Consider the following 10,680-nt stretch of genomic DNA (forward strand, 5'->3'; position numbering starts at 1 on the left):
GCTCTAGTCTTCGGACGATTTGATCGCATCTAAAGTGCCATCTTCTGGCTGTTCCATTAATCCCAAACTGGCTAAGGGACGATAGGTATAAGTAGAACGGGATGTCTTTTGGATGTCTTCTTTAATTTGTTCTAGGTCAATGTAGCGATCGCTAACGTTAATTAAGCTATCACTGGTCATTGCTCTGAGACTAACTACTTCTACACGCACGCCATGATAGCTCACCGCATTGACTGCATAAGCCAAGTCTCCATCACCACTAACCAATACAGCGGTATCGTAAGAATCTACCAGCGCCATCATATCTACAGCAATTTCGACATCTAAGTTGGCTTTTTTTGAACCATCTGGTAGCTGTACCAAATCTTTAGCGATTACTCGATAACCATTGCGACGCATCCATAACAAAAATCCTTGTTGTTTTTCGTTAGTTCTATCTACACCCGTATAAAAAAACGAACGCAGCAGCCTCGAACCGCCCGTTAGCCGACACAATAGTTTTGTATAGTCAATCTCTATTCCTAATTGCAATGCGGCGTAAAACAGATTCGATCCATCAATAAAAATAGCTACCCGTCCTCTATTTTCTAAAACTTGTTCTGGTGTAAAAATTGGACTTTTATCAAAGTTATTTAACATTATTTTATGCCTCAGTTTTATCAAAAAAGTTTTGTATTTATACTATTATTTTATTTGTCTAATTTGACAGATTAAATGCCTACAAAGGTACATTACAGAAAATAAATTAAATTGAAAAGTATGCTGGATACCAAGCTACTTAATTTACTTCTAAGCTTTGAAACACAGGGTGGGGATCGCCCAATTGTTGCTTGCTACTTATTATTCCCCAATTAGCATGGATAGAAAATGGTGCCGTATCAAAAATGTCATTTTTAGAGTTAAAATTTGTAGCAAAGCCTAGTTGCTGATAAATATCGTTAGCAATATTAGGAATAACTGGCGATAGTAAATAAGCAGCTAATCTTACTGACTCTAAAACAGAATATAGCACCTGTTCTAATTTCTGGTATTTGCCTTCTTTGTACAAAGTCCAGGGCTTTTGGTCATCGATAAACTTGTTACCAGTTCTAGCTAAGTTTAATATTAGTTCGCAAGCTTGACTAAAAGCCAAATTTTCAAAAGCTGTGGCAACTTCTGCTCCTAAAGCCACACCAGCGATTTTTAAAGGATTATCATCAGCAATATCTTCAACAGTAAGATTCGGCACATTAATATAACCGTACTTCAGTGCCATTTTTAAAGTACGATTTAGCAAATTTCCTAAATTACCAGCTAGGTCTGCATTCAGCGTATCAACAAACCGAGTTTGACTAAAGTCTCCATCTCTACCGAATTCAATTGCTTTGATAAAGTAGTAACGAACAGCATCGGAGCCATACTGCTGTACCAAAGCAACAGGATCTAGAGTATTTCCTAGACTTTTGCCCATTTTTTGGTTGTCTTTGGTCAAAAACCCATGCCCAAATACCAATTTAGGTAGCTCTAATTCTGCGGACATCAGCATTGCTGGCCAATATATGGCATGAAAGCGCAATATATCCTTACCAATTAAATGTAAGTTTATGGGCCACCACTTAGCCAAAGCATTTTCTAGAGTTGGTTCCTCGCCAGGTTCAAGTAAAGCTGTAATGTATCCGAGCAAAGCATCGAACCAAACATACAATGTATGACTAGAATCGATTGGGACGGGAAAACCCCAATCTAAATTCACCCGCGAAATTGAAAAATCTTGCAATCCTTGAGCGGCAAAGTTTAAAACTTCATTGCGGCGGCTTTGAGGCGCAATGAAGTGGGGGTGTGCTTGATAAAATGCTTCAAGTTGGCTTTGGTAGCTCGACAACCGAAAAAAGTAATTTTCTTCGTCTCTCCACTCAGCTTGCTTGTTAGTATGAATGCTGCAAAAAAAGTCGCTTAGAAGCTCGCGTTCTTCCTTAAATTCTTCGCAAGCAACGCAATACCAACCTTTTTGCTGACTTTTATAAATATCACCTTTTTTCCACACCCGCCCAAAAAATTCATTAACAATTGCTTCGTGATTGGGCGCAGTCGTCCGACTAAAGCGATCGTACTGGATATTTAGCTGCTGCCATAGCGCCACAAAGGTACTAGAAATTTCATCGGAGTATACTTGCGGTGACTTGTGTTTGCTCTCGGCTGCACGTTGAATTTTTTGTCCGTGTTCATCAGTACCTGTAACAAACAGTACGGACTTTCCGCGCATTCTTTCAAACCGCGCCAATATATCGGCGGCGATCGTTGGGTACGCGCTGCCTACATGGGGCAAGTCGTTTACATAATAAAGTGGTGTTGTGACCGCAAAGGTTTCTTGCCTTTGACTAGAAAAATCCATGTAATTTTAATATTTTTTTAAAAACTTGTACATATCATATATCAGAATATGTGTATATGTATTTCTCTTGCCTTTTGTAAAGATTATTTATGAAATTATATAATCAAATCGATTGACAACTTCTACAATAGCGGCAACGGAGCCTTTTGTACCTTAAGACACTTTTATTGATAATATTAAAAAATATGAAATTTATAATTCTTGATTAAAAATGTGTATATCAACAAAATTTTAAGCACTTAGCATCTGCTACTGGTTGGATGTTTAAGCTAGATAAGTGACTGCATAAATAATTTTATAATAAATATCTGCAACGCATGAACAATGCACGTAATAGACCTCAACAGATTTCTGATAGTTTTTTAACGGCTACAGGTACAAAAATATTTCGTTACTACGAAGATCGCATTCCTCAAAGTAGCCCAGTGTTAGTAGTAAGCAATCATCGCAGCTTCATGGATGCACCAGTTTTAATAGCAGCAATAGAAAGACCAATTCGCTTTGCTTGTCATCATTACATGGGACAAGTACCAGTAATGCGAGAAATTGTTACTGGACTCGGATGTTTTCCCTTAGAAGCGGCTCCCTCCAGCCAGCAGGGATTTTTTCAACAAGCTTTGCAGCTATTGCAGGCAAATCAAGCTGTGGGGGTATTTCCTGAAGGGACAAAACCAATGGTACATTTTACTGAGCCAAATGGTATTACTGACTTTCAACGCGGATTTGCTCATTTGGCATTACGTGCCGATCTAGGAAGCGATACAGTTAAACCAGTAAAAGATCTAATTATTTTACCTGTGGCGATTTCTTCGATAGACGAAACAAGAACTTCTGCCGTTCCCCTACGACTACTGAGCTTATTTGACCCTTCGGAGCCATTATTCAATCAAAATGGTTGGCATCCACTGGTTATATATCGTCGTGTGGCAGTTTTAGTTGGTCGTCCTTATCGAATTACTAAGTCGATGCGGCAACAATACCAAGGCAAGAAAGCAAAAACTGTAGTAGCAGATATAACTAATAGTTGTCAAGCAGAAATTGTCGAACTTTTACGTCAAGGCTCTTACTGATATAGTCAAAGCTTAGTTCCCATATTTAACAAATCAAAAATACTTTTTAAACGTCCATCGCTTGGAAATGTTAAATCAATTAAAATCTTAATAATTTAAGTCAATGCCAGAACTTACAAGCCAGCCTTGTTTTCTAACTCCCAGACGGCTACAGCCAAAATACCCGCTATTTGTGTTTTTGCCGGGGATGGATGGAACAGGACAACTCCTAAGAACGCAAACTGTTGGCTTGGAAGTTGCTTTTGATGTGCGCTGTTTGATGATTCCACCCAACGATTTGAGTAGCTGGGATGTTTTGAGCGACCAAGTTGTAAATTTGATTGAAGGCGAACTTCAAATCAATCCTCATAGGTTGGTATATTTATGCGGCGAATCTTTTGGCGGCGCGTTGGCAATAAAAGTTGCCCTCAAAGCACCCCAATTGTTCAACAGAATTATTTTAGTTAACCCAGCTTCGGCCTTTCATCGTCGCCCTTGGCTAAATTGGGCATCCCAGTTCATTTACTTAGTACCGCCCTGTTTTTTTAACTTTAGTGCCATAGGATTGGTACCATTTTTAGCTTCTTTGGGGCGAGTCGAACGCAATATCCGCCACGACTTGCTCAAAACCATGCGCCTAGTACCGCCGGAGACTGTTCTTTGGCGGGTGGCGCTAATTAGAGAGTTTGATGTTTATGAAGGTCAGTTGCGTCGCCTTACTCAGCCAGTATTGCTAATTGCTAGTGCCTTAGATCGATTATTGCCATCGGTAATGGAAGCTAGATATTTAGTCAAAAATTTGCTGGATGCCAAAATGGTAGTTTTGCCTTATAGCGGTCATGCTTGCTTGCTGGAAGAACAGGTCAATCTCTACCAAATTATGCAAGAGGAAGACTTTTTAGATTTTAGTACCAAAATAATGGAGAAATTAGAACCAGAACGCGAACTAAGTCCCAATCCTAACGATTAGATTGTCCTTAGCCATTGAGATAATAATCTCTCGTGCCTTTACTATCGATAGCTTCCCCTAGCCGATGTAAGCCATGCACGTAAGCGGCGGTACGCATAGAGATTGACTGCTGTTGAGCTATCTGCCAAATATGCTCTGTTTCCTCCACCATTTTTTGCTTTAAACGTTGGTTAATTTCTGCTAGCGTCCAATAAAGCCCGCTCCGATTTTGTACCCATTCAAAATAGCTGACTGTCACGCCTCCAGCATTAACTAAAATATCAGGAACTACATAAATTCCTTTGGCATCTAGTATTTTGTCTGCGGCGGAATTAATTGGACCATTGGCAACTTCAAAAATAAATTTTGCTTTGATATCATCAGCATTTGCTTCAGTAATTTGATTTTCTAAGGCGGCGGGGATCAATATATCTACATCTAAAATCAAAAGTTCTTGATTGCTCAAAACTTCATGGTCAATAATGTTGCAGACTGTGCCTCTACAGTAAACTGCTTTCATGCCTCGATGGGCTTCTTTGTATTGTCTAATACTAGGAATATCTAACCCATTTTTAGTATAAATTGCCCCCTGAGAATCGCTGACAGCAACTACTTTATAACCAGCTTTAAACAATAATTCCGCAATGTGCGCTCCGGCATTGCCAAAGCCTTGAACGGCAACAGTAGTATCTTGAGGAGCAGAGGGAAACAGTTCCTTGATGGTGTCAATCACAAAATAGGCTCCGGTAGCAGTGGCGGTATCTCTACCCAAACTGCCGCCCATGGTGACTGGTTTGCCTGTCACCACTGCTGGGGTAATTTGCCGCCGAATAATGCTGTATTGATCCATCATCCAGCCCATAATCATTGGGTTCGTATAAACGTCTGGAGCGGGAATATCGACATCTGGACCAATAAAATCGGCAATCGCATCTATATACCCTCTACTTAAACGTTCTAATTCCATTTTTGATAGTTCTTTGGGATTGAGAGCGATCCCGCCTTTTGCACCGCCAAAGGGTAAGTTGAGGACGGCGCATTTGAAAGTCATCCAAAATGCCAAGGATTGCACTTCTTCTAAGGTTACGTCGGGATGAAACCGAATACCTCCTTTTGTTGGTCCGCGAGTGTCGTCGTAGCGCACGCGGTAGCCTTGAAAAATTCGCAATGAGCCATTATCCATCCTGACCGGAATTGATACTGTTAAGCTGGCTTTGGGAAACTTTAAGTGTTCAATTGCATCTTCAGAAATTGAAATATATTTTAAAGCTTGTGATAGTCGTTGTTTGGCATCAGAAAATAATGATTCTGACATTGTTTTGGTAATTAAATAACCATTCAAACTTATCAGAATCTCATCAAATAATTGATATATAAATTTTTAGGCGGACTTATTATTTAGAGGTCAGGTACAGCCGTAGACGAGCAAAGAAACCGCCAGCTAGAGGCATTTTATGGCGGTACTGAAGTATCGTTTTTGGTATTGCATTAAAAATAGTAGCAATTACAAGTGGCGGGGTTGTTCTTTCTTACCTACTTTACTTGCAGCCTTGGGAATTGGTTTTATTTCCTCCGGATTAACTTAGGTCTGCTTTGTTCAAGCCTTACGCCAATTAGGTGCAGCCCAAACGGAAGCCTATTTCGCGCGATCGCCGTTTATCGGGGCAGCAATTTCCGTTCTCTTGCTAGGAGAACAAATTACCCAAGTATTAGTAATTTCGGCAATTTTAATGGCAGTAGGTGTAGGAATATGTTTGCAAGAATCCCAGTAACTTAGCTCTTAAGGGAGGACAGCCCTTTGCAACGCACGCGCTCTGCATGACTTGATAGCAACCAAGCCTGTCTGACGTAGAATGAAAAACAGAATTGAGTTGACAATGCTAAGAGCGATCGCGCCCAAAATTGCGCTCCTAATTCCCCATCTCAAGCGAAATCCCTCAACTAACCAAGCTGCTAGACCAAAAACAATTATGCTGCCAATTAGGGGAATCAACCCCAGACTAAAAACGGCATTTATTGTTCTGAGCCAGTTAGGAAACAAACTCCAGAAGCCATTGAACGCACCAATAATTGCCCCAGCAATCAGCGCAATCCACGGATTATCAACCTCAACCCTATGGGTAGCTTTGAGATGATTAATAGACTAATCGCAATTACAACGACAGAAATCAAAAAGCCAATCATTGACGCACTCCGTGAATACAACTATTGAACATTCATGAAAATCTTTACCTGCAATCAGACTCTATTCAGGGCTGGGGCAAACGTGGCAATGAAGATAAGGTAATCATCCAAATACCATCAAATAACAGGTTAATGCCCACCCAAAGCCCAATCAGCCAATCAGCGTTGAAGGGCCATTCAGACCAAATGAAAATACCTAAAATAATACCTAAAATTGCACTGACTAACACCCAAGCCCAATTGCGATCGGGACGGATCGCAAAGGCAAGAATTACTTGAATTGCGCCTTGAACAAAGATGGTAATTCCTAGTATTAAAGTAAGTGCGATCGCTCCTGAGAGGACGTTGGATAGAACAACAATGCCAGCACCAAGATAGAGGACACCCAACAGCAATTTCCATATAACCTGACCTGCTCCCCGCGAACTAAAAGCGTAGACTATTTGAGCAATTCCGGCAAAAATGAACAGCCAGCCAAATACTAAAGTAGACGCGATCGTTGCGTAAACAGGTCGAGCAATAGCGATTAGTCCTAAAATCACTAATAAGACACCGACTACAATACCCGTTCCCGACCCACCAGTTCGTTCTCTATCTCTAACTTCAGGATCTGTAACTTTCATTTGACTCTCCTTCTATTTAAGATAAATCCCTCTGAGCAGCCTTTCTAAATCATCTTCCTCGCCTTCAAGTTAAAACACCTCTAGATTTTTAGGCGTAGCGTGGGTGTTGATGCAGCACCGATCGCTTTAAATTAGACGAGTGAGTTGTTCATTTACTTATTTTATATATTGCCATTTGAGTAGCTCTTCTTCCCCTCTCCACTACGCACAACCTGGACTTTCAATTTCCTCTTCAAAACTAAGTAACTTTAGATGTTTTGGGTTATTCATTATTTCTTTTGCAGCTAATAATCCACAGATCGTCCAAGTTTGATAATTTCTGGCTTCTTTGCCAATCAAGCGCCCCTGCTTGCCGTCATAATATTCAGGAAATTTATCCTCAATTAAACGAGTTTCGGCAAGAGCGATTACTTTTTGAGCCAATTCTTGCCGCCCGGTTTTTTGCGCGGCGGCAGCAAATAGCCAAAGTAAAACGGGCCAGTTGCCACCATTATGATAAGACCAAGGAAAGTTTTTGGGATCGGAGCCAGTCACGATCCGCCACTCCAAACCTTCTACAGCAGGAAAGCAGATTTTTAAGGGCATATATCCAATCAAATCTTTGGTGCGCTCTTCAAATAGATTCATAATGCTTTGAGATTCCTCAAGGCTTGCTGGAGAAACTAAAATCGCCATTAAGTTTCCCAAGGCAAAAAAGCGAAAATCCATGTGTCCTGGTCCCAAATTTCCTGCTAAGTAGCCACCATTATCGGGCAACCACTCGGTTAGCCAAGCGGGTATTGATTCAGGATAGATATTGAATTTATTAGCAACTTCTTTACCAAACTCGTCATTTTTAAAGCGATAAATTTCATTGACTCGCTGCAAATCTATCCAATAATACTCACGGATGTGGTATCTCAAAGCGCCCAATCTTTGGGTAACAGATTGAAGAATGCGATCGCCTCCATTTTGGGGTAATAACAATTCTTTTACAGCCCGCAAAGCAGCATAGAATAGCACTTGAATTTCTAACGGATGCCCACCAACCCCCATGCGACGGTCAATCATAAACGCCCCATCGAGGACTGGGAGGGTAGGATACGTAGAAAACCGATGCACTAGACACAAATCTAAAATCAGTTTTATCCCCGTTTGGAAATCCGCTTGATGGGCAAGGGCAATATCTCCTATAGCTTTGACATAAGCTCGTAATAGCAAAATCCACCACAGACAGGAATCAACCGGAGGAACGCGAGCGATCGCGCTTTCGCCAAAATCAGCTTCTATAAATTCCTGCGTACCGTTATGTTCTACTTTAAAACTAGCAGGCATCAAACCTGGTCCTGGTGCAAAGCAATCCATTCCCTTGTCGTGACTTTGCATCGCCAGTGTTTCAATTAAAAAGTTTCGCACGATTTCCGTTCTGCCATGCATGAGAAACACCAAAGCTGAAGGAACAAAATCGCGGATAAAACACTGGTCGTAGTTGAGTGCTTTTACCTCCGGATCTTGGGCAGCAACCGTACCAATCGGTCGCCCTTGATAGTAAATGATGGACTTTTCCAGTAGTTCCCAGGCTTGTTCTTCCCACATAGCTATTTACGAGATATTATGCCTAAATGATATTAGCGCAAACATTATGTTCGCTAAGATTGGGTGTAGTGAATAACTAATACTTAATCACCATTTCAACCACGCAACCGATAAATAACTTTTGAGCCAACCTCCAAAAATTTCGCGTTCAAATAGTGTTTGAGTAAATTCCTTGCCGTTGGCTAGGGCTAACGTTTCGCGCCCTTAGCGTTGCCGATCGTTTGGTCGATAAAATCGCAGGTGGCAGCAAGCGCCTTCAAATTGCCATCGCGTGTAAGAACATATTTTTTTGCTACATCTTTCTAAAGATTAACTTCAATTAATTGACTACTTAATACTTAGAGAGGATGGGGTAGTTTAACATTTTTCTAAATTTAGGCAGTAGCGCGTGCTGGTTTACGTCCTGGAGATGTTATTACCCAAGTAAAAGGAGTTCAAATCCTCAATGCCGACCAAGTTCAAGATCAATTAGAAGCAACGCCTTCAGGAAATACTTTGCAATTTGAAGTTAACCGCAATGGTTTACCTCAAGTTATCAAGTAGGTGGCTACAATAAAATGTAAGATAAAAGAGATTGATTTTCTCTAGTGAGAAAACTTTCCTCATGCCTGCTCCTATTCGGATAGTTTTAACAGAGGAACAAGAGCGCACGTTATCAGAATTGCGGGTAGCTACTTGTGTACCGTATCGGACAAGAGATCGCGCTCATATGCTGCGATTGAACGCATAAGGGTGGAATTGCCGGGCAATTGCAGAAATTTTTGAGTGCCATGAGCATACAGTGAGAGGGACAATTTGGCGCTGGCAAGCAGAGAGGTTAGGCGGACTGTGGGAATCCCCAGGGCGAGGAGCAAAGCGTAAATGGTCAGAAGCCGATTTGCAATATCTAGAACAGTGTTTAGTGCAAGAAGAACGCACCTATAACAGCATTCAACTAGCCCAAAAGTTAGCATCAGAGCGTTGTGTAAAATTAAGCCCCGATCGTTTGCGACATTTGTGGCAAAAAAGGGCTTAAAGTGGAAGCGCACGCGGCACAGCCATCAAGCAAAACAAGACACTCAGTACAAACAACTTAAACAAGCTTAGTTATACTAAGTTGCGGTCAGAGGTAGTATTTGAAGATGAGGGAAGAAAGTCATTGAACGCAGGCGCTCACTATTAGAAGAAAGTTCAAGTAAGCCTTGGCAAAGTACATCTTCTACCTGTTCAAGGGATGAAAATGTTTGATTATAAAAGTTGTTTTCTCGAATATCTTCCCAGATATGCTCAACGGGCATTAACTCTGGACTATAGGCGGGCTGAAAAATTAACCGGATATTTTCTGGAACCGTTAAGCAATTAGAGCGATGCCAAGAAGCTCGATCTAATTGTAAGATTACAAAATAATCAGCAAATTCCCTAGAAACTTGCGCCAAAAATAAATTCATCATTTTAGTATTGGCGTAGGGTAAAACTAAGCAGGTCATTAGACCTAATTGGGGTGCGACGGCGGCATAAGCATAAATATATTGTCGGACTTGCTGCTGGGGTACAATGGGGCGTATACCGCTTGGACACCAACAAGCCTTGACTTCTCCTATGCGACCAAACCGACCTTCATCCCCTGCCATTAAGACCACAGGTCTAGTATCGGAGGGGTTTCTAGTTTGATTTAGTTGCGCTATTAGCTGCGGAAAGTTTTTTTAAACGAATCTATAGCCCTAGGCTCTTTTTTGGGATGAGAAGCTCTAGGAACAATCTTGCGCCATTGATGCCGTTCTAGAAGCCGATAAATTGTCGTCTTATGGACAGTTAAGCCACACTTTTGTTCATAGGCAAGTTTGATTTGGATTGCTGTTGCTATCTGACCACGACGGGCTTTTTCTTTAAAGGAATCTATCAGTTGCTTTTCCGAGTCCCAACTTAAATAGCAGTTCCGCCTACCCCCTT

The 10,680-nt window shown here is 41.2% G+C and carries 11 protein-coding genes and 3 pseudogenes; 6 read left to right on the top strand and 8 right to left on the bottom strand.

All coding sequences use genetic code 11. From position 1 onward, the window contains the following. Positions 1-3 precede the first annotated feature (3 nt). Both AC2VE5_RS10370 and metG read right to left on the bottom strand, forming a co-directional pair. Complete coding sequence (locus AC2VE5_RS10370; RefSeq protein WP_486887677.1) at positions 4-639, bottom strand: LabA-like NYN domain-containing protein; 636 nt, start codon at positions 637-639, stop codon at positions 4-6. Positions 640-778: 139 nt separating this feature from the next. Continuing rightward, positions 779-2,371, bottom strand: coding sequence for a methionine--tRNA ligase (gene metG / locus AC2VE5_RS10375; protein ID WP_486887678.1), 1,593 nt, complete (start codon positions 2,369-2,371; stop codon positions 779-781). A 317-nt stretch (positions 2,372-2,688) separates the two neighbouring features. Here metG and AC2VE5_RS10380 point away from each other — a divergent pair, with 317 nt between their 5' ends. Together AC2VE5_RS10380 and AC2VE5_RS10385 are read left to right on the top strand one after the other, a co-directional pair. Continuing rightward, positions 2,689-3,441, top strand: a complete 753-nt coding sequence (locus AC2VE5_RS10380; RefSeq protein ID WP_486887679.1) for a lysophospholipid acyltransferase family protein — start codon at positions 2,689-2,691, stop codon at positions 3,439-3,441. 103 nt (positions 3,442-3,544) lie between these two features. Continuing rightward, positions 3,545-4,390, top strand: coding sequence for an alpha/beta fold hydrolase (locus AC2VE5_RS10385; RefSeq protein ID WP_486887680.1), 846 nt, complete (start codon positions 3,545-3,547; stop codon positions 4,388-4,390). A 7-nt stretch (positions 4,391-4,397) separates the two neighbouring features. Here AC2VE5_RS10385 and AC2VE5_RS10390 read toward each other — a convergent pair whose 3' ends face one another. After that, positions 4,398-5,684, bottom strand: a complete 1,287-nt coding sequence (locus AC2VE5_RS10390; protein ID WP_486887681.1) for a Glu/Leu/Phe/Val family dehydrogenase — start codon at positions 5,682-5,684, stop codon at positions 4,398-4,400. A 283-nt stretch (positions 5,685-5,967) separates the two neighbouring features. Between AC2VE5_RS10390 and AC2VE5_RS10395 the strand changes: the two are divergent. Further along, positions 5,968-6,141 (top strand): annotated as a pseudogene (locus AC2VE5_RS10395) (EamA/RhaT family transporter); the annotation flags it as partial. Between the two features lie 8 nt (positions 6,142-6,149). Here the strand turns inward: AC2VE5_RS10395 and AC2VE5_RS10400 are convergent. The 3 genes and pseudogenes from AC2VE5_RS10400 to AC2VE5_RS10410 form a co-directional block, all read right to left on the bottom strand. After that, a pseudogene (locus tag AC2VE5_RS10400) lies at positions 6,150-6,553 on the bottom strand (phage holin family protein). Between the two features lie 65 nt (positions 6,554-6,618). Next, positions 6,619-7,176, bottom strand: coding sequence for an HdeD family acid-resistance protein (locus tag AC2VE5_RS10405; protein WP_486887682.1), 558 nt, complete (start codon positions 7,174-7,176; stop codon positions 6,619-6,621). A 201-nt stretch (positions 7,177-7,377) separates the two neighbouring features. Next, positions 7,378-8,751, bottom strand: a complete 1,374-nt coding sequence (locus tag AC2VE5_RS10410) for a glycoside hydrolase 100 family protein (RefSeq protein WP_486887683.1) — start codon at positions 8,749-8,751, stop codon at positions 7,378-7,380. Between the two features lie 396 nt (positions 8,752-9,147). Between AC2VE5_RS10410 and AC2VE5_RS10415 the strand changes: the two are divergent. The 3 genes and pseudogenes from AC2VE5_RS10415 to AC2VE5_RS10425 all read left to right on the top strand — a co-directional run. Further along, a pseudogene (locus AC2VE5_RS10415) lies at positions 9,148-9,294 on the top strand (serine protease); the annotation flags it as partial. A 61-nt stretch (positions 9,295-9,355) separates the two neighbouring features. Continuing rightward, positions 9,356-9,481: a hypothetical protein gene (locus AC2VE5_RS10420; RefSeq protein ID WP_486887684.1), complete on the top strand. Its 126-nt coding sequence runs from the start codon at positions 9,356-9,358 to the stop codon at positions 9,479-9,481. A 51-nt stretch (positions 9,482-9,532) separates the two neighbouring features. Next, the gene (locus AC2VE5_RS10425) at positions 9,533-9,766 is read left to right on the top strand and encodes a hypothetical protein (RefSeq protein ID WP_486887685.1); all 234 of its coding nucleotides are present in this window, start codon (positions 9,533-9,535) and stop codon (positions 9,764-9,766) included. Between the two features lie 76 nt (positions 9,767-9,842). On the opposite strand, the gene AC2VE5_RS10430 is transcribed toward AC2VE5_RS10425, so the two are convergent. Beyond that, complete coding sequence (locus tag AC2VE5_RS10430; protein ID WP_486887687.1) at positions 9,843-10,415, bottom strand: IS630 family transposase; 573 nt, start codon at positions 10,413-10,415, stop codon at positions 9,843-9,845. Further along, positions 10,415-10,680, bottom strand: a 266-nt coding sequence (locus AC2VE5_RS10435; protein ID WP_486887686.1) for a helix-turn-helix domain-containing protein, incomplete at its 5' end; no start/stop codon positions are given. The genes AC2VE5_RS10435 and AC2VE5_RS10430, both read right to left, overlap by 1 nt.

It is taken from the genome of Aliterella sp. E5.1 (assembly GCF_057473825.1).

Bases quoted from the DNA above. Each gene is read 5' to 3' on its own strand.
- AC2VE5_RS10380 (WP_486887679.1), top strand. From the start codon at position 2,689: ATGAACAATGCACGTAATAGACCTCAACAGATTTCTGATAGTTTTTTA.
- AC2VE5_RS10410 (WP_486887683.1), bottom strand. From the start codon at position 8,751: ATGTGGGAAGAACAAGCCTGGGAACTACTGGAAAAGTCCATCATTTAC.
- AC2VE5_RS10390 (WP_486887681.1), bottom strand. From the start codon at position 5,684: ATGTCAGAATCATTATTTTCTGATGCCAAACAACGACTATCACAAGCT.
- AC2VE5_RS10385 (WP_486887680.1), top strand. From the start codon at position 3,545: ATGCCAGAACTTACAAGCCAGCCTTGTTTTCTAACTCCCAGACGGCTA.
- AC2VE5_RS10405 (WP_486887682.1), bottom strand. From the start codon at position 7,176: ATGAAAGTTACAGATCCTGAAGTTAGAGATAGAGAACGAACTGGTGGG.
- AC2VE5_RS10370 (WP_486887677.1), bottom strand. From the start codon at position 639: ATGTTAAATAACTTTGATAAAAGTCCAATTTTTACACCAGAACAAGTT.
- metG (WP_486887678.1), bottom strand. From the start codon at position 2,371: ATGGATTTTTCTAGTCAAAGGCAAGAAACCTTTGCGGTCACAACACCA.
- AC2VE5_RS10420 (WP_486887684.1), top strand. From the start codon at position 9,356: ATGCCTGCTCCTATTCGGATAGTTTTAACAGAGGAACAAGAGCGCACG.